17 protein-coding genes and 1 pseudogene are annotated in these 24,970 nt (G+C 52.8%); 12 read left to right on the forward strand and 6 right to left on the reverse strand.

All coding sequences use genetic code 11. The features are described from left to right. Positions 1–5 precede the first annotated feature (5 nt). Positions 6–641: a TetR/AcrR family transcriptional regulator gene (locus K3T82_RS18900; protein ID WP_220194991.1), complete on the reverse strand. Its 636-nt coding sequence runs from the start codon at positions 639–641 to the stop codon at positions 6–8. Positions 642–985: 344 nt separating this feature from the next. Here K3T82_RS18900 and K3T82_RS18905 point away from each other — a divergent pair, with 344 nt between their 5' ends. Further along, entirely contained in the window at positions 986–2,248 is a 1,263-nt protein-coding gene (locus tag K3T82_RS18905; RefSeq protein WP_220194992.1) for a cytochrome P450 family protein, read from the forward strand. Between the two features lie 208 nt (positions 2,249–2,456). Then, entirely contained in the window at positions 2,457–3,770 is a 1,314-nt protein-coding gene (locus K3T82_RS18910) for a formimidoylglutamate deiminase (protein ID WP_220194993.1), read from the forward strand. A gap of 61 nt (positions 3,771–3,831) precedes the next feature. Here the strand turns inward: K3T82_RS18910 and K3T82_RS18915 are convergent, their stop codons facing one another. Further along, positions 3,832–7,170: a S41 family peptidase gene (locus tag K3T82_RS18915; protein ID WP_220194994.1), complete on the reverse strand. Its 3,339-nt coding sequence runs from the start codon at positions 7,168–7,170 to the stop codon at positions 3,832–3,834. A gap of 342 nt (positions 7,171–7,512) precedes the next feature. Between K3T82_RS18915 and K3T82_RS18920 the strand changes: the two genes are divergently transcribed. The 6 genes and pseudogenes from K3T82_RS18920 to pyrF all read left to right on the forward strand — a co-directional run bounded on the left by K3T82_RS18920 (position 7,513) and on the right by pyrF (position 15,850). After that, positions 7,513–8,223 (forward strand): FKBP-type peptidyl-prolyl cis-trans isomerase, encoded by a 711-nt coding sequence (locus K3T82_RS18920; RefSeq protein ID WP_220194995.1) that lies wholly within the window; start codon positions 7,513–7,515, stop codon positions 8,221–8,223. Between the two features lie 570 nt (positions 8,224–8,793). Beyond that, the gene (gene pyrB / locus K3T82_RS18925; RefSeq protein ID WP_220194996.1) at positions 8,794–9,789 is read left to right on the forward strand and encodes an aspartate carbamoyltransferase; all 996 of its coding nucleotides are present in this window, start codon (positions 8,794–8,796) and stop codon (positions 9,787–9,789) included. A gap of 96 nt (positions 9,790–9,885) precedes the next feature. Continuing rightward, on the forward strand, positions 9,886–11,025 hold the full coding sequence (carA, locus tag K3T82_RS18930) for a glutamine-hydrolyzing carbamoyl-phosphate synthase small subunit (protein ID WP_220194997.1): 1,140 nt from the start codon (positions 9,886–9,888) through the stop codon (positions 11,023–11,025). Beyond that, a complete protein-coding gene (carB, locus tag K3T82_RS18935; protein WP_220194998.1) occupies positions 11,026–14,235 on the forward strand; it encodes a carbamoyl-phosphate synthase (glutamine-hydrolyzing) large subunit in 3,210 nt (1,069 codons plus the stop codon). Positions 14,236–14,334: 99 nt separating this feature from the next. After that, positions 14,335–14,991, forward strand: a complete 657-nt coding sequence (locus K3T82_RS18940; protein WP_220194999.1) for a phosphoribosyltransferase family protein — start codon at positions 14,335–14,337, stop codon at positions 14,989–14,991. Positions 14,992–15,011: 20 nt separating this feature from the next. Then, a pseudogene (gene pyrF / locus K3T82_RS18945) lies at positions 15,012–15,850 on the forward strand (orotidine-5'-phosphate decarboxylase). Positions 15,851–15,965: 115 nt separating this feature from the next. Here the strand turns inward: pyrF and K3T82_RS18955 are convergent. The 4 genes from K3T82_RS18955 to K3T82_RS18970 all read right to left on the reverse strand — a co-directional run bounded on the left by K3T82_RS18955 (position 15,966) and on the right by K3T82_RS18970 (position 22,285). Then, on the reverse strand, positions 15,966–16,535 hold the full coding sequence (locus tag K3T82_RS18955) for a putative glycolipid-binding domain-containing protein (RefSeq protein WP_220195002.1): 570 nt from the start codon (positions 16,533–16,535) through the stop codon (positions 15,966–15,968). Positions 16,536–16,555: 20 nt separating this feature from the next. Continuing rightward, positions 16,556–18,604, reverse strand: coding sequence for an arginine--tRNA ligase (locus K3T82_RS18960; RefSeq protein ID WP_220195003.1), 2,049 nt, complete (start codon positions 18,602–18,604; stop codon positions 16,556–16,558). A gap of 260 nt (positions 18,605–18,864) precedes the next feature. Beyond that, on the reverse strand, positions 18,865–20,808 hold the full coding sequence (gene acs / locus K3T82_RS18965) for an acetate--CoA ligase (protein WP_220195004.1): 1,944 nt from the start codon (positions 20,806–20,808) through the stop codon (positions 18,865–18,867). Positions 20,809–21,097: 289 nt separating this feature from the next. Beyond that, complete coding sequence (locus K3T82_RS18970; protein WP_220195005.1) at positions 21,098–22,285, reverse strand: acetyl-CoA C-acetyltransferase; 1,188 nt, start codon at positions 22,283–22,285, stop codon at positions 21,098–21,100. A 183-nt stretch (positions 22,286–22,468) separates the two neighbouring features. Here K3T82_RS18970 and K3T82_RS18975 point away from each other — a divergent pair, with 183 nt between their 5' ends. The 4 genes from K3T82_RS18975 to K3T82_RS18990 all read left to right on the forward strand — a co-directional run bounded on the left by K3T82_RS18975 (position 22,469) and on the right by K3T82_RS18990 (position 24,950). Then, the gene (locus K3T82_RS18975; RefSeq protein WP_220195006.1) at positions 22,469–23,065 is read left to right on the forward strand and encodes a DUF3267 domain-containing protein; all 597 of its coding nucleotides are present in this window, start codon (positions 22,469–22,471) and stop codon (positions 23,063–23,065) included. A 64-nt stretch (positions 23,066–23,129) separates the two neighbouring features. After that, on the forward strand, positions 23,130–23,849 hold the full coding sequence (locus K3T82_RS18980) for a hypothetical protein (RefSeq protein WP_220195007.1): 720 nt from the start codon (positions 23,130–23,132) through the stop codon (positions 23,847–23,849). Positions 23,850–23,918: 69 nt separating this feature from the next. Further along, complete coding sequence (locus K3T82_RS18985) at positions 23,919–24,188, forward strand: helix-turn-helix transcriptional regulator (RefSeq protein WP_220195008.1); 270 nt, start codon at positions 23,919–23,921, stop codon at positions 24,186–24,188. Positions 24,189–24,302: 114 nt separating this feature from the next. Then, positions 24,303–24,950 (forward strand): Chromate resistance protein ChrB, encoded by a 648-nt coding sequence (locus K3T82_RS18990; protein WP_220195009.1) that lies wholly within the window; start codon positions 24,303–24,305, stop codon positions 24,948–24,950. The last annotated feature ends 20 nt before the right edge of the window (positions 24,951–24,970 follow it).

The raw sequence follows: 24,970 nt of genomic DNA on the forward strand, positions 1-24,970 counted from the left end.
CAGAATTAGCGCATATGCAGTTCTGTTGAGGGTGATGATTGCTCTGTTTCCGTGTCTCCATCCGGCAGCGGCTCCATGCCCTGACACAGGTAACGCCAGTAGTGAGCAAGCTCTTCAGATGAAATAGTGTGTTGATTCTCAAGCCACCACGTTGCCAACGCCAAACTAGCTCCTGCATAAAATTGTCCGATGATAGGCAAGGGGACTGTGAAGCGACGCCCACTCTTTTGAGATTCCACCAATTGCGCCTCAATTACCTCTGCTGTCTGGCGCCGTAATAGGGTAGAAAGCATTTGATTCTCTTTGTCCACTAGCAAGCGTTCGTAGTAATGATAATCCGAGGTGATACGCTCAAATAATTGCACAAGTTCCTGCTCTCGCTCTTCTGCGTTTTTGGCTTGACAGTGTTTTCTGCGTGCTGTCTCTTGATCGAACTTGATCCCATAGGATAACAGCTCGTATTTGCTTTCAAAGTGCTTATAAAAGGTTGTCCGATTGATTGTTGCCTCTGTACAAATGTCGGTGACGCTGATTTCTTCGAAGGAACGGACCTCTAACAGAGCACGCAGAGTCTCCCAGAGGAGTTTCTGGGTCCGTTTGACACGTGGATCTTCAGGATTGGGGAATGAGTTTCTCAACATCTCTTTCTCCTCTGTTGCTTAGTCAACAATCCTCATGCTCTTGTGGCTTGACGGTTTGCCACCAGGGAGCTTAGACTGCAAAGAGACACCTGTATGGATAGTATAACAGATGTCTCTTTACCAGGAAGGTGGTGATTGCCACCAAGCAAGTTCCTCATGAACCTGGGAGATATCGGAGGGTAAGAGAGTCAAGATACAGAAATACTGCTCTTTGCGGTATTGGAAGACTTGTATAACTCGAAGGCTAACAGAAACAGGTTATCTGATGCGTGATTCCTTTTGGCAGGATATCCGCAGAGAGGGATACGCGAAGGAAAGAAGAGATAAATGGAAGGATAAACAGCATGGATATGTCGAATCAGACCGCTTCATCACAGCAGATGTTGGGCGTGTTGAGTGGCAGTGCCCCGGAATTAGTTGCTAATCCCTTTCCTCTATTCGCACAGATGCGGTCTATGGGAGCCGTTATACAGTTACCGTTTTCCCTGCCAGGACTTGGTCAGCGGGCCTGGTTGGTGACGCGTATGCAAGAGGCTGTCCAGGTGCTTAAAGATCTTGCCAGTTTTACGGTTGATCCTCGTTCCATCGGCGATACCAACTCTTCTCATCAGACTGCGGCGGATTATGTCGGGGCGGAGAGTATGATGCTCTCTCAAACTATGCTCTCTGTTGACGATCCTGACCATCGACGTTTGCGCTCCCTGGTGTCTAAAGCCTTCACTCCCCGGTATATCGAGAGCTTACGCCCGTGCGTCCAGGAGATTGCTGATACCCTGCTGGATCGGGTACAAGACCAGGGGCAGATAGAACTGGTCACCGACTATGCTTTTCCGTTGCCCATCAACGTCATTTCGGAGATGCTGGGTGTGCCTCGCTCAGATCACGATCAGATTCGCGTCTGGTCGCAGGCGTTGGCTCAGGGGCAAAGCGTGGGAGGGCGCGATCCAGGTGTGGCGGCGCATCAACGCGCGTTTGGGGAATATACTGCTCAGCTAGTAGCCCAGAAGCGTAAACAGCCAGGGGATGATCTGATTAGCCAGATGATTGCCATTGAAGAAGAGGGAGATCGCCTCAGCGAGGCGGAACTTTTCTCAATGATTACTTTGCTCATCTTTGCAGGTCATGAGACTACCTCCAATTTGATCGCGACTGGCACCTTGATGCTCCTGGATTATCCTGAACAACTTGAGAAGCTCAAAGCCGACCACAGCCTGATTCCAGCAGCGGTAGAAGAGCTACTACGTTATAATGGACCCGCGACTATTGTGGCACCACGCTTCGCGAAGAAAGATACCGAACTGGCGGGTCAACAGATCCAGCAGGGAGATGTGCTCCTGGTGCTGCCTGCTTCGGCGAATCGTGATGAGAGCCAGTTCCCAGATCCAGAAGATTTAAATATCGCGCGCGCACTCAATCGTCACATCGCCTTTGGATATGGCATTCATACATGTTTAGGAGCTCCACTTGCTCGCCTGGAAGGAGACATTGCCTTTACTACCCTCCTTCGTCGGATGCCTAACCTGCGCCTCGCTATCCCGCGAGAGAGCATTACCTGGCACTTCAGTCTGAACTCTCGGAGCCTGGCTGCCCTGCCTCTCGCTTTCTAGTTGAGGGCAGAAGGATAATCCTTCGCCCACCGTTTCTTTGGATGTACCAGTGTCCAAAGAAACGGTGGGCGAAAATGTGGAGAAATGCTTAGGAGTGCTTCACCTATATAATTACCACTCAGACCTGCGCATGGTAAAATGTGGGCGCGGCTTGTTGTAGAGGACCGAGCATGGAAGATTTTAGCGGAAAGTTGAGGGTTTGATTCTGGTGAAGTATCTGGCACCGGCATATGTATATACCCAAGGAGGGCTGGAGAAAGACAGGCTCATCGCGATTGGCGATGATGGGCGGATCGTGATGATGGGTGATGCAAGGCAGCATGAGCAGATTACGGAGGGTGAGCAGATTGAGTATCTGCCGAAGACCTTGCTCTTACCAGGCTTTGTGAATGCGCACAGTCATGTCTTTCAGCGTGAGTTACGTGGACATACCCATCGACCCCTTTCGCGCCAGGATACCTTCTGGACCTGGCGACGCGCGATGTATGCGCAGGCCCAAAGCTTGACGCCAGAATTGCTCTATGAGAGCGCGTACCACACCTATCGTGAGATGCTTGCCGCTGGCTATACCAGCGTAGGCGAGTTCCACTATGTTCATCATCAGCTAGATGGTACTCCCTATGAGCGCCCGAACGCGATGGCTGAAGCTATCTTGCAGGCTGGTCAGGATGCAGGTATACGCGTAGTCATGCTTCTGAGCGCGTATGCGCGAGGCGGTTTTCAGCAGCCAGCAGAGGAGGGCCAGCGGCGCTTCTGTGACGGCTCTGTGGAGCTATACCTGGCGCGCGTGGAGGCGTTACGTCAGGCTGGATTTGCCGTAGGGCTTGCGCCTCATTCGGTGCGTGCAGTTCCTGGGGACTGGTTTCGGGCTCTTGCTGCTTATAGCCGTGAGCATGGCCTTCCTCTACATGTACACGCAGACGAACAGATGGCGGAGATTGAGCAGTGCCAAAGCGTTCACGGCTGTCGACCCATTGAGCTGCTGGAACGCTATGATGCCTTATATTCCGGCACGACGATCATTCACGCTACACATGCGAACGAGTATGAATTATCTCTTCTGGACCAGTATGGCTGCACGGTTTGCGTGTGCCCAACCACTGAGGGTGACCTCGGAGATGGTATCGCTCCCTATCAAGAGCTGGCCGCGCGGAATATTCCTCTGGCGATTGGGGCGGATAGCAATACGCGCCTGGACCCCTTTGAGGAACTGCGCTGGGCTGAATATAGTGCGCGTATGCGCTACCAACGTCGGCGTATTCTGGTCGCGGGCGAACTAGATGCGCCGGGTCCTTTGCTATTGACCACTGGCACGCGTGGTGGGGCCCAGGCTCTAGGCATCGCAACGGGCGAGATTGCGCCGGACCAGTTCGCGGATTTTGTGGAGATTGACCTGGAACACCCACAGGTGCGTGGATGGAGCGACGAGGATCTGCTCGATACGCTGTTCTTTGGCGTATCCTCAACGGTTATTGCTCGCACCTGGGTTGGTGGGCGCTGTGTCCATCATCGTGAGGATTAATCTTCAGATGGTAAATGGTGGCGTAGGAACATCTACGCCACCATTTTATTATGTGTCTACCTTACTGTGAAGCGCTCTCGATATCGGTGTCACTCTCATCGGGTCGATTAACCCAGCCGCGATAGGGGCGCTTTCCAGGTGTAGGCTCAAGCGTCTTCGCCTCGCGAGCCAGATGCATCGCTTCGCTAATAGAGCGCTCCAATTGGGGATCGATGTCGTTCACATAGTCCTGTGGGGCAATATCGACCTCAATATCTGGTTCTGTACCATAGTTCTCAATATCCCAACCTACATCCTCGAACCAGTTCGCGAATTCTGGCTGCGTGGTGGTAGTACCATCCACAAGCTGGTGGTTCAGTGTATAGCCGACAACGCCGCCCCAGGTTCGTTTGCCGATGAGTGGTCCAAGTTCTAGGAGCTTAAAGCTGTGGCTAAAGATGTCGCCATCGGAACCCGCATGCTCATTCGTGAGCGCGACCATTGGTCCGCGAGGAGATTCCTTTGGATAAGGCATGGGCTTGCCCCAGCGCGAGAATTTATAGCCAATGCGGCGGCGGGAGAGCTTCTCCAAAAGCAAGCTGGAAACGTTGCCACCACCATTCCAGCGCACATCCACTATCAAAGCTGGATAGTCATACTCGGCGAGGAAGCTGCGATGGAACTCCGCGAAACCTAGTGGCCCCATATTGGGAATGTGGATATAGCCAACCTGCCCCCGTGACTTCTGATGCACGATGCGGCGGTTGTGCTCAACCCAATCGCGATAGCGTGCATCACTCTCCGTTGAGAGCGAAATCGCTGTGACGGTTACGCCGCGTCTGGTTGCACCTTCCCGTGGCTCAACAACCAGGCTCACTTCATTGCTCGACTGGTTGACCAGGAGTTCTTGAGGGCTCAGACGTGGCCCTACTCGCTGACCATTAATAGCGATGATCGCGTCTCCCTCCGCAATGCCCAGACCTGGCGCGCTGAGAGGTGAGGTCGCATCCTCATCGGAGGGGTCACCCTGGATGATACGCCCAATCCGATAGCGTTCTGTGGTGGGGTCATAATCCCAATCGACGCCGAGTGAGCCCTGGCGATAGTAGTGCCCAAGACGATACTCACCTCCATACTCAAAGGCGTGAGAGGTTCCCAACTCCCCTTGTAACTCATGAATCAGATCGGAGAGCTCGGAGCGTGAGCCAACCCGCTTGACGAGGGGGGCATAGCGTTCATAGATCGCATCCCAGTCCACACCAGACATATCCTCTGTCCAAAATTGTTCGCGCTGCAAGCGCCAGGCTTCAGCGAACATTTGTTGCCATTCGGCGGCGGGGAGCACTGAAACCTTGATGCGGTTGAGATCGATCCAGCCCGTATCGCGTCCTGGGTAATCGGCATCGGAGCGTGGTTTCTCCGCGTTGCGTGTGACCCGCAAACGGTTGCGTGAGCGATAGAGGAGTGTTGAGTTATCACGGGAAAGTTCCGCCTCGCTCACGTTATCAAAAATGCGTTCCAGGCGCTGGGTGTCCATATCGAAACTCTCGATCCATCCACGTCCTTTGCCCTCGGAGAGTGCTCCCGTCAAAGGAGCGACCATGAACAGGACCTTACCGCGCATGGCAAGAATATCTACATAGCGAGCCTCGCCTGTCGGGAAAGCCACAGCGCGTTTGGTAATGCCCTCCAGATCAATCTGGATTCGTGCTGGTGTCCCCTGGGCACTTGATGATGGCGCAGGAGCGCTTGCACCATTAGATGATGCTGTTTCGGGTGCGAAACCGGGTCTGCGTTGCAGATCGCGTGAAAGTCGTGATTCAGTGACAAAGGGCGAGCGGAGGTCTTTGCGCAGGGGAATGGCATAGGGCTGTACTCCTCGTGGGAAGCTCCACTCAAACTGCATATTGTCGGAGACTGGATTGTAGACTCGGTACCCCAGGAAGTAGAGGTATCGTCCTTCTGGATCGAACGTGGGGCTGACATCAGCCAGAATAGGTTCGGTGACAAAGTGGGTCTCGCCAGTCTCTAGGTTGCCTAGCTTGATGGCGCGCTTCTGTGAACTGCTTGCGAAGCTATAGGCCAGCCAGCGTCCATCTGGCGACCAGGCAAGATCGAAGATTCGTCCATGCTCGCTATGGTCCAAAACTCCATGCTGTTTTGTGTCCAGGTCTATAATAATCAGTTCTTGTCGATGGTTAGTAATGGCAACGATGTTCTCGACGGGACACACTGCTAATTCGATGGTACGCCCAAACTCGATATCGGTCAGCAGGATATGATCGTTATCACTTATAGGATCTATGATGACCAGGGTTTCACGACCGGGAGCATCGCTAATAGCTACCAGTCGCCAACCATCGTTGAGCCATTCTAGAAAGCGGTATCGTACGCCGTCCTGAATGCCATGTTGGATCGTTGCCCCTTCCCAATTACTCAGGCAAAACGCCTTGCCACGAGTAGTAATCGCCAGGGCGTGGCCGAGCGGATGAAGCGTAAATGTATCAATATATTGATCAGCTGGCACGAACTTCCGACTCAGCTGCGTGCGCTGGCTTGGCAATGAGACAGGTAGGAGATGGACCTGATTCTGAGTTGGATTGAGCACATACAGGTCTGCGGCGGACTGAAACACCAGGCGCTCACCATCAGTAGAGAGTTGGCGGGCGTAGAAAGTGTCCAGGAAGGTATGGCGTTGGAGGTCCTCGCCATCGGGTGTGCAGGAATAGACATTGCCCACCCCTTCATGATCGGAGATAAAGTAGATGCGATCACCAACCCAGCATGGATCAGCAATATTACCGAGGATATTAAGTAGGCGGCTAAAGATTCCTTTGCCATCCGCATCGCACCAAAGATGCCCTACGGTTCCGCCACGATAGCGTTTCCAGTAAGCTGGTTCTTCGATGTTACGTCCAATGACCACCCCTCCGTTGGGGCCATAGGAAATAGCATTCGCCATCCCGACTGGTATTTGTTGAGGTGGTCCGCCAGCAGGGCTGACAGCGTTGATGACTGTGTATTTAGCCGTGAATTGACCTGTACTACTGGCATAGAGAATCGTGCTCCCGTCAGGTGTCCAACCAAGGACAATGCAGGAGCCACCGTCGAATGTCAGGCGGCGCGCAGGCCCTCCCAGGGCGGGCATTACATAGACTTCTGCTGGCCCTTCTTCGCGGCCTACGAACGCGAGCCAGTTGCCATCGGGCGAAAAGTGAGGATGACTCACTCGGCCCTGACCAGCCGTTAGGCGCTCGGCTCGGCCTCCCTTACTTGATACTAGCCAGAGGTCATCTTCCGCCACGAAGACAATTGAGTCTCCGTGAATAGTTGGGTAACGGATGTACCCCTGGGATGGTTTGGGTGGCAGGTATTCGTTTGTCGGGAGCTGAGTTAGCTTCTCTTGCTCGTTTGTTGTCATAGTAAGAGTAATGTGAGTTGCTAAGGTGTGTCGAATAACGAAATTGGTGTACGTAATATTTATATTAGCAAAGCCTGAAAAATTGGTGTGCGTGGACCTACATTATAGCATAGCCTGGAAAGGGAGGCTAGGAATTGAAGAGGTAAATAGGCTTTAAAGCAGTGGTATACAACAATGGAGGTGCCCTAAAAGCGATCAAATGGGCCTTCTTCTGCCTCATTGTTATAAGTTAGTGGCATCTTAGCCCGGTACCACCTTATAATTAACCCCTTGTCAGATATAAGAAATAATGGTAACCTCAAGCTGCAATTATTCTACACAGATACGAGGAGAGAGCGTATTATGTCACAGACCATACGTAGCGAAAAAGATCCATCGCCAAAGCAAGGACGGCCTGGGCAGCGTCAGCAGGAGCGCATAAACCGCAAAGAGCGGCGTAAACGCCGTGCCAGGACATGGACTGTCTCAATTGTCGCTGTAGTACTGATTGCCCTGGGTGTCTGGGGCATTGTGCAATACCAGCAATATAACAATCAATTGGCCCTCGCGGCGAGCAAGAGCGCGACGGCAACAGCCGACGCAAAGGGCACTGCTGAGGTGAAAGCGACAGCGACAGGTATTGCGAATGCTGTGCAGACTGCAACAGGTGGTTCCCCTACTCCAAGCGCGGGCCCAGACAAACCTCCCGTGGTAGATACTAGTAAGACTGTAAAGACGAAATCTGGACTGCAATATATTGATGTGAAGACCGGTAATGGGAAAGAGGTCACCAAAGGTAGCACCGTCAAAGTTGAGTATACGGGCTGGTTAGAAAGTAATGGCAAGAAATTTGATAGCTCTTATGACCGCAAGGGTGAGCTCTTCGAGTTAGCGAATGTTGGAAATGCAAGTGTGATCCCAGGTTGGAATGAGGGATTGATCGGCATGAAAGCGGGTGGTACGCGTCGCTTGATTATCCCGCCTGATCTGGGATATGGCAAAGAAGGAAGTGGCGATGTGATTCCGCCAAACTCGACCATCGTCTTTGATGTGACAGTAGTAACTGTGTCCTAGCATTTTCATCTGTAGGAGCATATCTCTCCAGGGAGAATAGAAGGGCAAAGGAGCGACCTCGGTATGAACGTAATACCGGAGTCGCCCCTTTCTTTTCTTAAGAAAGTTGCCACCCCTCTTCTTCGCGCGCCGAAAGCCGATAGAACTATCCAGGTGGCCTTATGGCAAACGGCATAACCCTTGACTTTTGCACGATCCGAAGGTATAATTCTAACAATTTGAGACCAGTTCCCAAGAATTTTGAACGCTGAAAAGGTGTGGTATCATCATGGCTTCGACTACCTGGAAAAGAACAATACAGGCAACTACATTGTCTGGTTATTGGAATTTCCATTGGGGGGGTGATCCAGCCCTGGCGAAGCTGAGAATTCCTTCCTCTCTCCATTGATTTTGGAGGCGGGGATTTTTTTTTGCCCGGAATGTGAGGAGCATGCGCTGTCAGGCACAAGCTACCCTACATCTCTGGTGAAAAGGCAAATGATGACCAGTCAACCGGTTGTGCTTGGTATACATGGAAAACGATGTGTCTATGTACGCGGGGAATGAGCTATAGCAATAAAGGGGATGTTTATGAGTCAGACTGTTACTCTATCTACAAACGAGAAGCTCTCTGCCATCGCAGGTGACTTTAAAGGCAAAGATATTGTCTCTCTCGACCAGCTTTCTGCTGACGATTTGCATCGTGTCTTTGCTCTTGCTGGGCATATGAAACAGCTTGTGCTTGATAAAGAGCCATGCCAACTACTCGCCGGGCAGGTCATCTCACTCCTCTTCTTTGAGCCATCGAGCCGGACCTTCGGTTCCTTCGCCTCCGCAATCAAGCGCCTGGGCGGGCAAACCATAGATATTCAGAACCCGGAAACAGTCTCTTCTGTCAAAAAGGGTGAGACGTTTGAAGATACGATTCGTGTCTTTGAAGCCTACTCCGATGCCATTGTGCTGCGTCATCCGCAACCAGGCGCGGCTCGACGCGCGGCAATGTGCGCCGAGTTTATTCCGATCGTGAATGCTGGTGATGGCAATAATGAGCACCCTACACAGACAATTCTTGATCTCTACACATTGTATGAACGCTTTGGTCGCCTGGATAATCTAACTGGCTTGCTGGCTGGCGATGTCCTCAATAGCCGGACGCTTCACTCACTCTTGCGCGGCCTTTCACTCTTCGAAAATAATACAATTTATCTGCTCTCTCCCGAGAAATTGCGCCTCAAACGCGAAGACCTGGCACTTTTCCGCTCCCGTAATTTGATTATCCATGAAATTACGAGCGAGAAAGATATCCCCAGGGATTGCCAGTTCTGGTACTGGACGCGTATCCAAAAAGAGCGCTTTGACTCGATTTCAGAATATAATGATATGGTAGCCCAGCGCTTCACGGTGACACCCGCACTGCTCGCGCAATACGCCGGTCAGGAAACAATTGTAATGGACCCCCTGCCTCGTATTGGAACAATTGACACTGAGGTCGATAAGGATACTAGAGCCGTGTATCTGCGCTCACAGATTCGTAATGGTTTGTATACGCGTATGGCCCTCCTGGCCCTTGTGCTGGGGCGTGCCTGAGCTCTTACGCGAAAATGAGCGCCATTAGATGCGCTCAAGATTTCGCGTGGAAAACGTAGACTGATCATGAGTAGCCGATACTGGAAGGATACCCTTATGATGCTTGATGTGGACACTACAAATACGCTTTTAAATGATGTCGTGGAGGATGCTCAGGTGACGCAGGCAACTACACGCAAAGGGGTCTTGGTGCTGGAAGATGGCATGCGCTTCGAAGGCTTTTCCTTTGGATATGAAGGCCCGGTAGCTGGTGAGGTAGTTTTCTGTACGGGAATGGTGGGCTATCCAGAAGCGTTGACCGATGCTTCCTATACTGGGCAGATCCTTACTATGACCTACCCGATTATTGGCAACTACGGCGTGCCTGACGCGTCAAAGTGGGAAGATGATCGCATTCATGCCGCTGGCTTGATTGTCTCAAATTATGTCGGGACGCCTTCGCATGTTGAAAGCACAATGGATCTGGGGACGTGGCTACGCCGTGAGCAGATTCCAGCGCTAGAGATTAAAGATACACGCCAGCTCACCCAGTATATTCGTAAACATGGCACAATGCTTGCCAAGATTGTGTTTGAAGAGGATATCCCTTTTCATGATCCCGATAGCGAGAATCTGGTTGCGCAGGTCTCAACACCTGAGGTGCGCGAGTTTGGGAGCGGTGAGACGACCATCGCGCTGATCGATTGCGGTGCCAAGCGCAATATCGTGCGCAGCCTTGTGGCTCGCGGCGCTCGCGTCGTTGTTGTGCCCTGGGATTACGATCTGTGCGCCGAGGACGTCCCGTTCGAATTTGATGGTATCCTGGTCTCCAATGGACCGGGCAATCCTAAGATGGCACAAAAGACTATTGAAAACTTGCGCAAAGCTATCGAGCGCGAAATTCCTATAATGGGTATTTGTCTGGGGCATCAGTTGCTGGCTCTGGCGGCTGGCGGCGACACCTACAAGCTTAAGTTTGGGCATCGGAGCCAGAACCAGCCTTGCCTGCTTGCCGAGAGTAAGCGCTGTTACATCACGACGCAGAACCATAGCTTCGCTGTGGGAACACTGCCGACTGACTTCTCGGCCTGGTTTACGAATGCTAACGATGGCAGCAATGAAGGGCTGCGCCATAATTATCTACCAATCTTCTCGGTGCAGTTCCATCCCGAGTCCACACCAGGACCCATGGATACTGAATGGCTGTTTGATCTCTTCCTGGAGAAGGTACACGAAACAAAGGGGGCTTTGATCTAAGTGAAGTCATTACAAAAAGTGCTGGTGTTGGGTGCAGGCGCGCTTAAGATTGGGCAGGCCGGGGAGTTTGACTACTCCGGCTCCCAGGCCCTCAAGGCTCTCCATGAAGAAGGAATCTCTACAGTCCTCATCAATCCAAACATCGCAACCATTCAAACATCGAAACAAATGGCAGACCAGGTATACTTCCTGCCAGTGACTCCACTGTTTGTCGAGAAAGTTATCGAGAAGGAGCGCCCAGATGGCATTCTGCTCTCCTTTGGTGGGCAGACAGCATTAAACTGTGGCATAGCGCTTCATCAGAGTGGGGTGCTGGAAAAGTATGGTGTGCGCATCCTGGGGACGCCAGTTTCCGCGATTATTCTGACCGAGGATCGCGAAGAGTTCGCGCAGCACTTGCGCTCTATTAATATTCCCACCCCTCAGAGTCGCACCGCTGAATCGCTGGAAGAGGCATTGCGTATTGGCAACGAACTGGGTTTCCCGCTGATGGTGCGCGCGGGCTATGCCCTGGGTGGTCAGGGGTCAGGCATCGCGCATAGCGAAGCGGAGTTGCGCAAGATAGTCTCGGGCGCGCTGGCTTTCGCGCCGCAGGTCTTGATTGAGCAGTATCTCCACCACTTTAAAGAAGTTGAATATGAAGTTGTCCGTGACGCCTATGATAACTGTATCACCGTATGTAACATGGAGAACATGGACCCGCTGGGTATCCATACTGGTGAGTCCGTAGTTATCGCGCCCAGTCAGACGCTCACCAACCACGAGTATCACATGCTGCGCACAGCGGCTATTTCGATTGTGCGTAGCCTGGGGATTGTGGGCGAATGTAACGTCCAGTACGCGCTCGACCCCAAGACCTCACAATACTATGTGATTGAGGTCAACGCGCGCCTCTCGCGTAGCTCTGCTCTGGCGAGTAAAGCCACCGGGTACCCCCTGGCGTATGTCGCGGCAAAATTGGCGCTGGATTACGCGCTGACTGAGCTCACGAACAAAGTGACTGGCGTCACACAGGCGTGTTTCGAGCCAAGCCTGGACTATGTGGTGGTCAAGATTCCCCGCTGGGACCTGGAGAAGTTCAAGGGTGTCGAGTTCACTATCGGTACCGGCATGAAATCCGTCGGTGAGGTCATGGGCATTGGTCGCACCTTTGAGGAGGCGTACCAGAAGGCTATTCGTATGCTCGACCTGGATCTGGAGGGCGCGACAAGTGAGCGTGGCTTCCAGGGCTTGGAGTCGCCCGAAGAGATCTTCCAGACGTTCCTGTATCGCCCCACGCACAAGCGTATTTTCGCGCTTCCACTGGCAATGAAGCAGGGCTTCTCCATCGAGAAGATTCATGAGATCACCGGTATTGATAACTGGTTCCTCAAGCGTATTGAGCATATCTTGCGCCTGGAAGAGACGCTACGTGAGACAAAAGATCTCTCACGCGATGCTTTCACGCGCCTCAAACAAGCTGGTATTTGTGACAAGCGTATCGCTGATCTCACAGGGATGACAGAATTAGAAGTGCGCGCGGAGCGCAAGCGCCTGGGCATTGTACCTGTCGCATTGCAGATTGATACTCTGGCGGGGGAGTTCCCTTCGGATACCAACTATCTATACACAACCTATAACGCTCAACATAACGATGTTCAGGCGTTTGGGGAAGATGGAGTGGTTGTCCTGGGCTCTGGTCCCTACCGCATCGGTTCTTCGGTCGAGTTTGATTGGACCTCGGTAAGCGCGGTTGAGGCCCTCAAGAAGTATCAGAAGCGTTCCATCGTCATCAACTGCAATCCTGAGACGGTTTCGACTGACTACGATACCTCAGACCGCCTCTACTTCGAGGAATTGACCTTCGAGCGAATCGCAGATATCTGCGAGTTTGAAGCCCCTCATGGCGTGATCGTTTCGGTGGGTGGACAGACACCGAATAACCGCGTTCCGGCGTTACACCAGTATGGTATTCCGATCCTGGGTACCAGTGCTGAGAACATTGATGGGGCCGAGAACCGCTATCGCTTCTCGCACTTGCTGGATACATTGAATATTCATCAGCCAGAATGGGCAACCTTTACAAGCATTGAGGACCTGCGTTCCTTCGCCGAGCGCGTTGGCTATCCAGTGCTGGTACGCCCCTCGTATGTGCTCTCTGGCAGCGCTATGAATGTCTGTTACAATCAGGACCAATTAGAGCGCTATGTGGGAGAGGCTATGGCGGTCTCACCCGAATATCCCGTGACCGTGACGCGCTTCTTCCAGAAGGTCAAGGAGATCGAACTGGATGCCGTCGCACAGCGCGGCGAAATTAAAGCCTTTGTCATTTCGGAGCATGTGGAGAACGCAGGCGTCCATTCTGGCGATGCCACGATTGTCCTGCCACCACAGACCATTAATGACGAGACGAAATCACGCATTGAAGCAGTTGGACGTGCTATCGCGAGCGCCCTCAATATCACTGGCCCATTCAATATTCAGTTCCTGGCTAAGGATAATCAGGTCTATGTGATTGAGGCGAACCTGCGCGCATCGCGCACCTTCCCCTTCATCTCTAAGGTTACTGGTGTGAACCTGATCGAGATGTTTGTGGATGCCCTCTTCCAGGAGGATATCCCCGTAGTAACGATGCCGTACCTACCCTTTACAGCGGTGAAGGCTCCCCAGTTCTCCTTCTCACGCCTGACCGGGGCTGATCCCATTCTGCGTGTTGAGATGGCGTCAACGGGCGAGGTTGCTTGCTTCGGCGACGATTTGGAAGAAGCCTATCTGAAAGCAATCATCGCTACTGGTGGGAAAATTCCCCAGCGGGGCGTCTTTATTAGCCTGGGTGGGGATGATAAGAAGGCGACTTTCCTGGAAAGTGCTCGTTTGCTTGCGAAGAAGGGCATTCCACTCTATGCCACCGAGAAGACCAGCGAGTTCTTACAGGCGAATGGGATTGAGACGACCCGACTGTATAAGCTACACGAGCAGATGGAGCCGAATGTGTTGACCTACTTCCGCGAGGGGAAGATCGATATGGCAATCAATGTTGTAGATCGCCATGTCATGAAAGAGATTGACGACGACTACGCAATGCGGCGGCACGCGGTCGATCACAATATCCCTCTCATTACCAAGGTCAAGCAGGCTCGTCTCTTCATTAGCGCCATCACTCATAAGCGTCTGGAGACGCTCCCCATCAAAGCATGGAATGATTATGCTGTAGATGAGGTACTCAAATAGCTGTAGAGCGTAATGTATAAACGGCCCCTTCCTGAAGCAAGGAAAGGGCCGTTTGCCTGATGTTGATGTGCAGGTGTATTGTGCTGGAAAGGGAGCAATATGAACGATCCTGAGGTAATGCAGTTATTTGAGGAGGCTGGCGCTATTGTCAAGGACAGCCACTTCGTCTATAGTTCCGGTCGTCATAGCTCAGTCTATGTGAATAAAGATGCACTCTATCTGCGACCACGAATTATCTCGTCGATCTGCGAGCGTATGGCTCAGCCCTATGATCCTGAGCAGATAGATGTCGTGGTTGGTCCAGTGATTGGCGCGGTAATTCTGTCACAATGGACAGCGTATCATCTCTCGCAGCGCAAAGCGGTGGGTGAGGTGCTGGCAGTCTTCGCCGAGAAGGGTGCGGATGGTGTCGACAAACAGTTCTACTTTGGGCGAGGATATGACAAATGGATCTCTGGGCGCAATATCCTGGTCGTCGAAGATATTTTGACCACAGGTAACTCCGCGCGTCAGACCATTGAGACCATTCGTCGTTATGGTGGTAATGTCGTTGGTTTGAGTGTCCTGGCGAATCGTGGTAATGTGCAGGCGGAGGAGGTTGGTGATGTGCCAATCCATGCTCTTATCGAGTTGTCTCTACGAACGTATACAGCCGAGGAGTGCCCCTTCTGCCGCGATGGTGTGCCCGTCAATATTGAGCTAGGTAAGGGACGTGCCTTCCTGGCGAAGCAGAAGGCCCTGGAAGTTCAATCATAGCTCGAAAAGAGAGGATCAACATGGGTTTTGTTGAGAAGTTGATTGCATCGTCGCGCCAGCAGCAGAGCTTGCTCTGTGTGGGTCTGGACCCTGAGCCTGGGCGCTTGCCCAAAGGTTTTCGCCAGGAGCCTGTCGAGCGCGCGATAGTGCGTTTCTGTCAGGCCATTATCGAGGCGACCGCGCCATATGTGTGTGCCTACAAGCCCAATCTGGCTTTCTTTGAAGTGCTTGGTCCGGCAGGTCTGCGCGCTTTGCAAGAGGTGATCGAAGCGATACCATCTCATATCCCAGTTATTGCGGACGCCAAGCGTGGAGACATTGGGAATACCGCGCGCGCCTATGCACGAACGCTCTTTGAGACCTATGGATGCGATGCCGCGACAGTGAATCCCTATATGGGGCGCGATAGTGTTGCCCCTTCCTGGAGTATCGCGATAAGGGAACGATCCTGTTATGCCGTACCTCCAATCCTGGCGCGCGCGATCTGCAAGATGTGCGTGTGCTTGATGAGCAGGGTGAGGAGCGTCCTCTCTACGAGATCGTGGCGCAGCGCGTGCGGGAGTGGGATACTGAGGGGAATTGTGGTCTGGTAGTGGGTGCGACGTATCCCGAAGAATTGCGCCGTATTCGCGCTATCTGTCCCCATATGCCGATTCTTATTCCTGGTATTGGAGCACAGGGAGGCGATCTTGAAGCCTCGGTTCTGGCCGGTGTTGACGAGCACGGCGAATTGGCGATCATATCCTCTTCCCGCTCAGTGCTCTATGCTAGCGCGGGTGATGACTTCGCGAGCGCCTCTGCTGAAGAGGCGCGGCGGGTACGCAACCAGATCAATACTATACGCCATGCCCTTGTTTAGTGCTCATTGATGAGTGGAATAGGCTCGTAGAGGGCAAGAGTGGGAACACAAATCTCCATTGTGTTTCCGCTCTTGCCCTCTATTGCTTGTCTGGTTATGTTTCTAAGGGGTTTGGTTATTTGACCGTGACTTGCTCGAAGAGATGGGGATAGTTCAGTACCAGCCCATCGTCATCTACTGTGATCTCGGTACTGAATTCATTGTCAAGCGATTCGTAACGGTAGACACGTTCGCCCGGCATATCACTCAGGCAGGTGTAGCGCTGGCGAACCGGGGTTATCTGCATGTCGGGTAAAGCGACATACGCGACCACGATCTCAACTGAATCATTGACAGCAAGTTTGTGGCGACGGATGGGAAGCGTATTGGTAAAGGATGAGATGGAGAGATCGACATCGATGCAGCCTTCGAGATCAGGTATGGGTTCTCCTTCGGAGAAGAACCAATTGCCCCTTCCATCAGCGCGCAAGTGAATACTTGCCTCCTGACGTTCGAGCATATCGAGGTCGAGTTGAACAACTTGCCAGTCGGAATTACAATGTACGACATAGTGGGCACGCAATGGCACCCCTTGCTCCAGTGTAATGACTTGCCCATCGGCGAGCACCCCATCCTCACGGGCATGGAGGAAGAGATGCTCAAGGCCGGGCTTGTCGAGATGGGACCATAAAACTGAACGTTTCACGGTTGCTCTCCGAAAAGGTGCTAGATGCGCTCCAGGGGTTCAAAGCCTAGAATGCGCAAAACGTTATTCATCGTTTGAACCGTGGCTTGAACGAGCAGAGCGCGAAAGGCTTTGGTTTGCTCGTTCTCTTCTTTCACGATTGGTGGTGTATGTTCGTAGAAATCATTCAGGTGCGCGGCCAGGTCATAGGCATATGCGGCTAGTGCCGAAGCTGACATCTGCTCCGCTGCCTCTGCAAGGTGGCGCGGGTAGGTATCGATGTGGCGTAAGAGCTCCCACTCGCTTTGGGCTAGCTGCTCTGGCAAGGTGGTCAGCTTGCCAGGAATGGTATAACCTGCCTCTTGCAAGCGGCGCAGGATATTAGAAGCGCGTGCATAGGCATATTGCAGATAGACGCCGGTATCTCCGTTGGGACGTAGTACCTCATCCATGTCCAGGGCTATGATCTGTTGCAAGTTGAAGCGGATCATGAAGTAGCGAATAGCGGAGGCCGCCAGAATGGCCGCTGTCCTTTCATCAATCTCCGGCTTCTCCTCCTGTCGCCGTGTCTCTTGCATGCGTTCAACCGCCGCGTTGATCAGGTCATCGGCCTTGATCTCAATGCCTTTGCGTCCCGACATGGCGTAGGATTCACGCCCATCGGAGGTATCGATGCCCATTTTGGCAGCGGTAGCTGCTGAGAGTGTGACAACCTCGTAGCCCAGGTGCTTGGAATTCTCAGCCTGCTCAACATAACCCAGACGGCGCAGGCTCTCGTAAACGACCTGCTGAGGATATGACTGGCGCACGTCGATAACATTTACGACGCGTTGCGCGTGCCCAAAGCGTTTGGGATCACTCTCCTGATCGCTTTGTAGTGCGTCCTTGGGTGTGCGCATGGTCCAGAGCTGACGCCCATCGTGCTGAGTACCCCAGGGAACGAAGTGGAACTGGACGTTGAATTCAGGGCTATCGGTGATACCAAATTTCCAGAGCTGGTTGGCAATATCCTTGGCGGTATAGGTCGCGGTGCCATCGCTGCGGACCAGGATCTTATCGCTCATGCGCTCGTTATCGCCTTCATTGTCGCCAAAAGGCAGAATCCAGCAGCCAGCGGCTGGACCAGTCTCGGGCTTTTCGAGCAGATTATGTTTGCGCAGGAAGTCGAAGGTATGCTGCCAGAGTCCCGCTTGCAGAATGGCAGACTCCCAGGTGAGTAGGTCATAGGAGATGTTGAGTCGCGCCATTGTCTGGAGGTGTGCTTGTACAATCTGATGCGAGAGATCGGCGGCCAGGGTTGGATAGTCGGGGCCTGACTCGGGCTCCTCGCCATGCTCAATGGCGTGCAGGACCTGACGGCGAAGCTGGATCGCGTTCTGTCCCCGTTCCGACTCTTTGTCCTCGTAGAGCCGATTTACGGCTACATAGACACGTGAGCAATAGTAGTCAAAGGACTCGCCTGGAAGCGGTTCGTTTCCCTCAGCAAGTTGAAGTTGCCCCTTTTGAAGCAGAATTTGCCCCACGACAACATCTGCCACCTGGACGCCCGAATCATCAATATAGTTCTCGGCCTCAACGTGGTAGCCCTGTGAGCGCAACATGCGGACGAGAGTGTCGCCCAGGCAGGAGTTGCGCAGATGCCCAACATGGGCCGCTTTATTCGTATTGATGGCGGTATGCTCTACGATGACCCGTGTTCCCTGACCGGTCTGGTCCTGACCGAAGTCTGGCCCCTCCTCCAGGACGCGCTCGATGATGGCCTGTCCCGCGCTGGGGCGGCTCAGGCGGAAGTTTACGAAGCCGGGCTTGGTTGCGCTAACTTCCTCAAGCTCGGGCACATGGAGGCTGTTGATGTATGTTGCGATAGCCTCAGCGATTTGTAGTGGTGGACGGCCAAGCCTCTTCTTCACCCAGGGCATGACCGGGATGGAGTAGTCACCAAAGCTGGATTGCGCGGAGAAGCGCAGGTCGATGGGAAGTTGCTCGACATCGTAGTTGATGCCTTCTTGCTCAATATAATGACTTGCCGCTTGCTTGACTATAGCGGACAAATAGGTGTAAAGATCTTGCTTTTGCTGTACTTCGGGCATATATCTCTGCCTCATCCAAATTGTTTTGCTCTGCTCTAACGACATTGCACCTGCTACTATAACCCAGGCTCGATATATGGTCAAGTACGGCAGAAAGAATTGCAGGGTTAATACTGTCTTGTCTGAGCGTCTGCCACGGCCTGTTGTCCGTGCTTTCGGGGTTTGGGGAGGCTGAGTGAAGGCTCGCCTATAAAGTGTATGCCCTCCGAGACTATCGTAGTCTCGGAGGGCAATTAGGTTTCCTTCTCAAGGTGGAACTACTAGGCGTCAAGTGTACTGGTATCGCCTACTGGCTCACCCAGTTCGCGCGCGCGAATGACGCGACGCATGATTTTGCCTGAACGGGTCTTGGGCAGGCTGGGGGTGAACTCTAGTTCATCGGGAACCGCCAGCGGCCCAACGATGGTACGTACGTGGAGCTTGAGGGTCTTCTCCATCTCCTCTGAGGCTTCGTAGCCATCGCGAAGGATGACAAAGACCTTGACATGCTCACCCTTCACTTCGTCTGGTTTGCCAATCGCGGCGGCCTCGGCTACGGCGGGATGGCTGACCAGGCTGGACTCGATCTCCATTGAACCCAGGCGGTGACCACTGACCTTGATTACGTCATCAACACGGCCTTGAACGCGGAAGTAGCCATCTTTGTCCCTGGTCGCGGCATCTCCGGCGAAGTAGACATCGGGAATGGTTTCCCAATAGGTCTGGTAGCGCGCGGGATCGCCATAGATGGTGCGCATCTGAGAGGGCCAGGGATGGCGAACAACCAGGAAGCCGCCCTTGTTCTCACCAATCGGATTGCCATTCTTGTCTACGATATCGGCCTCGATGGTAGGCATGGGACGCGAGGCGCTGCCGGGTTTGAGGGGTAGGATAACCGTCGGACTGATCAGGATCGAGCCGGTTTCGGTCTGCCACCATGTGTCCATAATAGGGAGTTCGTCGCGACCGATATTGTGGCGATACCACATCCAGGCTTCGGGGTTAATGGGCTCACCAACGGACCCCAGTACGCGCAGGCTGGAGAGATCATGCTTCGCGGGCCACTCCTCGCCGAAGCGCATCAGGCCACGGATGCCAGTTGGGGAGGAATAGAAGATCGTGACTTTAAATTTCTCAATGATGCTCCACCAACGGTCAGGTGTTGGATAGGTAGGTGTTCCTTCGAAGAGCACGCTGGTCGCGCCGTTCATTAGCGGACCATAAACGATATAGCTATGCCCTGTTACCCAGCCAATATCGGCGGAGCACCAGTAGACATCGTCAGGTTTAATATCAAAGACCAGTTTGGTGGTTGTATACGCGCCAACGGCATAACCACCCTGCACATGCACAACGCCTTTAGGTTTGCCAGTGCTTCCGCTCGTGTAGAGGATATAGAGTAGATCTTCGCTATCCATTGGCTCGCAGGGGACCACGGTATCTTCTGGGATATCTTTGAAGAGTTCATCCAGATAGTAATCACGCCCCTCCTGCATATTGACATCGCTATCCAGGCGGCGTACAACCAGCATTTTCTCGACGGTTGGCGTCTCTTCCACGGCTTCGTCGGCAATCTTTTTAAGCTGGATATGCTTACCACCGCGATAGTTGCCATCAGCCGTAATCACGACTTTCGCGCCAGCGTCATTGATGCGCTCGCGGAGAGCGCTAGCAGCGAAGCCTCCGAAGACTACGGTATGAACCGCGCCCAGGCGCGCGACGGCTAGTAAGGCCGCGACCTGTTCGGGGATGGCGGGCATGTAGATAGCGACGCGATCACCTTTGCTGACGCCCAGGTTTTGCAGGGCCTTCGCCATGCGATTTGTCAGCACATAGAGTTGTTCATAGGTGAGGGTACGGTTAGAGCCATCATCACCTTCCCAATAGAAGGCAACCTTGTGGCGTGTCTCCGTTTCCATGTGGCGGTCGAGGCAGTTATAGGCGATGTTGAGTTTGCCATCGGTGAACCATTTGAAGAAAGGTTTATCGGTCCATTCAAAGGTTTTGGTCCAGGGCTCGAACCAATGAAGCTCTTTTGCCATGTCGTCCCAGAACTCGAAGCGACTCTCCAACGACCACTTATAGAAGGATTCATAGTCATCGAAGCCCTTGGAACGCATGTAAGCGGTGATGTTGGCATTATCTACTACATCACTTGAAGGGGAGAAGAGGCGATTCTCAATCAAAATAGTGTCGGTATCCTCAAAATTGAGGTTACTAGCCATAACGATTCCTCCTGGTTGAAAAAGATACGTCGTTGTGTGCGGGTTTTGAGTCCTGAGTGTGCTAGTGTCCAGATGAATTAATGCTGTCGCTTGCCGACTTCAACGGCTCTCGGATCGTTAGCAGTAGCCCAATTATAGCATATGCATGCCTCGTTCCTCTGCCTCCATCCCTGAAATGGCCTTGATCTGTATCGGGAGCATAAGCTAGTGATAGTGGCATACCGGTGTCATGAGGTGCTGATGAACCCGCCGATACCTGCCATACCAGCACCCCGTGACGCCTGCCAATCTATTCGCTGACGTTCTCAAAAATGGCTGCGATGCCCTGTCCGCCACCTATACAGAGCGAAGCCACACCATACTTGAGTCGCTGGCGGCGCAATTCGTTGGTTAGTGAGAGTACCAAACGCGCGCCGCTAGCCGCGAGTGGATGACCAATAGAGATGCCACCACCATTGACGTTTGTCTTGTCGCGATCCAGCCCCAATTCCTTCTCGACTGCCAGGTATTGTGAAGCGAATGCTTCGTTGACCTCAACACGATCCATATCGTTGAGTCGCAGGTCGGCTCGCTTGAGGGCCTGGCGGATCGCATTGGCGGGACCAATGCCCATGATTTCCGGAGGCACGCCCACGATGCCCCAGGAGACGAGGCGCGCAGTTGGCTTGAGGTTATATTGCTTGACCGCGTCTTCGTTTGCCAGCACGACACAGGCCGCTGCGTCGTTGATACCGCTGGCGTTGCCCGGCGTGACCACTCCTCCCTGTCGGAAGCGTGCTGGAAGCTTTGCCAGTGCCTCTAGCGAGGTATCGCGAATACCCTCATCCTGGCTAAACAAACTTGTATTGCCCTTACGGTCCTTAATGCTGACTGGGACAATTTCTTCTGCGAGGTATCCTGCTTGCTGGGCCTTGCGTGCCGCGATCTGGCTACGAAGTGCATATGCGTCTATTTCCTCGCGCGAGAGATGGTATTGCTCGGCTAGATTCTCCGCAGTGATTGCCATGCCACACCCGATATAGCTATCAATTAACCCTTCCCAGAGACTATCCTCCAACTGGGGAGCCGCGCCAAGTTTGAAGCCAGCACGTGCGCCGCGAATGACATGGGGAGCCTGAGTCATATTCTCGCCACCACCCGCGAGGGCGATCTGTCCCTCACCCAGGAGCAATGCTTGCGCGGCACTGATAATGGCCTGAAGACCAGAGCCGCAGAGGCGATTGACAGTGAGTGCGGGTGTCTCGATAGGTATGCCCGCTTTTAACGCTACATGGCGCGCGAAATAGATCGCGTCCTTACTGGTTTGAATAACGTTGCCCATGACGACCTGATCTACGTGTTGCTGATCAACGTTACTTCTCTGTAACGCCTCTTTGGCCGCCACGACTCCCAGGTCAATTGCCGAGATATCCGAGAGCGAGCCCTGGAGCACACCAACCGGCGTCCTGGCCCCCGAGATCACATAAATATTTTGCATGTATCACCTCTCTGTGGTTGCAAAGCACCATGCTATTCTTTTCCTAGTCTAGCACCTTGGATAAAGGCATTGCAAGGAAAGACAAGATGTTTCCACTTGACAAACTCATCATGTTATGTATACTTACCGTTAAGTCTGCTTAACGGTAAGTATACATAACATGATGGGCCGAGGATGGAACATATGAAAGCTGTTTCCGATCTACCTCAAGGATATATAGAGCGCGAACGAATAGACTTTAAACACAATAGAAAACTATTCTGGATCTTGAATAGCGCGGCTGTACTGCTCTTACCCTGTTTCGGGGTCTCGTTTCTGCTGATTGCCGTCTCGCTGAATCCGCATCTAGCGTCAAGTGGCTCGTTTGAGTCGCGAGGCTGGAGTATCGTAATAGGTATCGTATTATTGGTGCTGTCCTGTATCGTCTGTATGATTGTGCATGAGTTGATACATAGCCTCTGTTTCTGGCTGTTTACTGGTAGCAGACCACATTTTGGCTTTAAATGGTTGTATGCCTATGCCTCGGCACCGAACTGGTATATTCCACGAGGTCCATTTCTGTTTGTTGGTTTGGCTCCCTTTGTCTGCCTGACGCTTCTGGGCATTGCCCTGCTGCCTTTTGTTTCGGCGGGGATAAGCCTGCTTCTCTGTTGTTTGCTGACAGCACATACGATGGGATGTGTTGGTGATTTCTATGTAGTCATCCGTTTGCTGATGGCTTCTTCTGGCCTACTTATACGCGACTACGGGGATGGCATGGCCTTCTATGCCCATGCGTGAGTATGTTTGGGATGGTCTTAGGGACGGAATAGAAGATCATCCTATCCCTGAAAGGAATATGACTGTGGTCACAAATCTACGACCGCCGGAGGCGAACTGGTATATGCGCCTCAATGGCGCGTCGAATCGCCAGATGGCGAGCCTGTTTCGCATATGCGCGCGTGGCTTGGACATGTTGGGAACGAAGCTTCCCACCAGTCCAGGCGCGCGCTGCCGGAACTGGGCTCAGCTACTGACTAATGCCGGACATCTATTGCAAGAGCCAGAAGCCGCGCGCCGTGTTTCGCAGCCCGCTTTCCTGGGCAAGCTCCTGCTGGATTGTTTGCTTCTCTTTGTGCCGCTGACCTTTGCTATGATTTGGGGCATATTTGATCATATGGCAACCGTTAGTCATGAGCATGGGAAAACTGTGCTGACAGTCAGTGTATCACTCTGGTGGCTGCTCGGTGTGGTTATCGTATTGGAAGTGCTGGCGCTCCTCTTTCTGTTGGCAGCGCAAATCCTCTTTCTGAGTGGTGATCTCTATACCAAGGGAAGAGATGAAATGCAGCGTTTGTCGGCTCAGGCTGCTTCAGCGGCGACGTTGCGTGTAGTTTGTGTGGGAATCGGGCTCCTCTTCCTGCTCTATCTCTTTGTGCCTCAGTCTGTCTTATTGGCCTATCTCCATCTGGCGTTATTACTATTCGGTGCTCGCCTGTTCTATATCTTCAACCTGTTGCACTTACGTTGGGGTGAACTGGCAGCCGTTGATCTAGAAGAAGGGGAGAGTAGTTGTGACGCATAAGAGTACGTGTTTGTCTTCTCAGGAGATGGGACCGCGTCTCACCCTCAATGACCTAGAGAGAAGTTGTGTGTGAACAAGCAGCAGAAAGAGCAAGATGTCGAGAACTGCCTGGCGGCATTGCGGAGACGGCATGGCCTCTCGCAGGAACGCCTGGCTGAGGATTTGCAGGTGACGCGGCATACAATCATCGCTTTGGAAGTGGGGCGCTATGTCCCATCGATTGAACTGGCCTTAAAACTAGCTGCCTACTTTGAACTGCCGCTGGAGAGCATCTTCTGGCTTCGCGCCAGTGCGAAGCCAACGCTACGTGTCCCCAGGAATGATCCAAAGCCGTTTTAATAGATATTTGCGCTCTACGCTTGACTTTACCCATTCGTTTAGGTTACGATTGCTGTAAGCTGATATACGTAACTCTTGTTACTTTGCCCCCTTCTAAGTGAGGTACAGCGAGAAATGCCTGAACGAGAAGCTATACGCTGGTTACAACTAACCTATAAGGTACCAAGTGAGCCATCTCAAAAACGTGTCTGGGTATGGCGGCGTCTCCAACATCTCGGCGCGTTCGCGTTGCAAAATTCAGTCTATCTCCTGCCCTTCTCTGACGAGGTTGAGAAGCAATTTCGTCAGCTTGCCTGCGATATTCAGGGCTTTGGCGGTGAATCTAGCCTCTTTGCTGTGACTGCTCTTAGCGAGGTGGATGAGCAGCGTATTCTCCAGGCATTATTAGATGCACGTAATAGCGAGTATAACGCTGTAGTAGAGACCTGCGGGCAATTGTTATCACAGATCGCCCTTTCTCTGCAAGCATCGTCCGAAGGCGCCCTATCCGAGCATGAGATGCATGAAGGCTTGTTAGAGAAGGTTCATGTACTATTTCGTGCGGCTCGACGGCATGATTTGTTAGGGAACCTGACCGCAACCAGCCGTGCGACTGCCGCCGAGGCGCTCGTCATTTGTGAACAGCTCTTTCGAGTTTTAATGGAGCATGATTATCAAAAGGCTCGCCGCCTACTAGAGTTCTATCATAATACGATTGCTCCTCTGCCAGACTATCAATCTGCCTCTCCTTCTGACGAAAAAGCACGTGCGAAACCAGTCTAGTGCGATCAGATGACTGTCTG

This window comes from Ktedonospora formicarum, assembly GCF_016587355.1.
GTDB classification, from domain to species: domain Bacteria; phylum Chloroflexota; class Ktedonobacteria; order Ktedonobacterales; family Ktedonobacteraceae; genus Ktedonobacter; species Ktedonobacter formicarum.

Bases quoted from the DNA above. Each gene is read 5' to 3' on its own strand.
- K3T82_RS18900 (WP_220194991.1), bottom strand. From the start codon at position 641: ATGTTGAGAAACTCATTCCCCAATCCTGAAGATCCACGTGTCAAACGG.
- K3T82_RS18905 (WP_220194992.1), top strand. From the start codon at position 986: ATGGATATGTCGAATCAGACCGCTTCATCACAGCAGATGTTGGGCGTG.
- K3T82_RS18915 (WP_220194994.1), bottom strand. From the start codon at position 7,170: ATGACAACAAACGAGCAAGAGAAGCTAACTCAGCTCCCGACAAACGAA.
- K3T82_RS18920 (WP_220194995.1), top strand. From the start codon at position 7,513: ATGTCACAGACCATACGTAGCGAAAAAGATCCATCGCCAAAGCAAGGA.
- pyrB (WP_220194996.1), top strand. From the start codon at position 8,794: ATGAGTCAGACTGTTACTCTATCTACAAACGAGAAGCTCTCTGCCATC.
- carA (WP_220194997.1), top strand. From the start codon at position 9,886: ATGATGCTTGATGTGGACACTACAAATACGCTTTTAAATGATGTCGTG.
- K3T82_RS18940 (WP_220194999.1), top strand. From the start codon at position 14,335: ATGAACGATCCTGAGGTAATGCAGTTATTTGAGGAGGCTGGCGCTATT.
- K3T82_RS18960 (WP_220195003.1), bottom strand. From the start codon at position 18,604: ATGCCCGAAGTACAGCAAAAGCAAGATCTTTACACCTATTTGTCCGCT.
- acs (WP_220195004.1), bottom strand. From the start codon at position 20,808: ATGGCTAGTAACCTCAATTTTGAGGATACCGACACTATTTTGATTGAG.
- K3T82_RS18970 (WP_220195005.1), bottom strand. From the start codon at position 22,285: ATGCAAAATATTTATGTGATCTCGGGGGCCAGGACGCCGGTTGGTGTG.
- K3T82_RS18975 (WP_220195006.1), top strand. From the start codon at position 22,469: ATGAAAGCTGTTTCCGATCTACCTCAAGGATATATAGAGCGCGAACGA.
- K3T82_RS18990 (WP_220195009.1), top strand. From the start codon at position 24,303: ATGCCTGAACGAGAAGCTATACGCTGGTTACAACTAACCTATAAGGTA.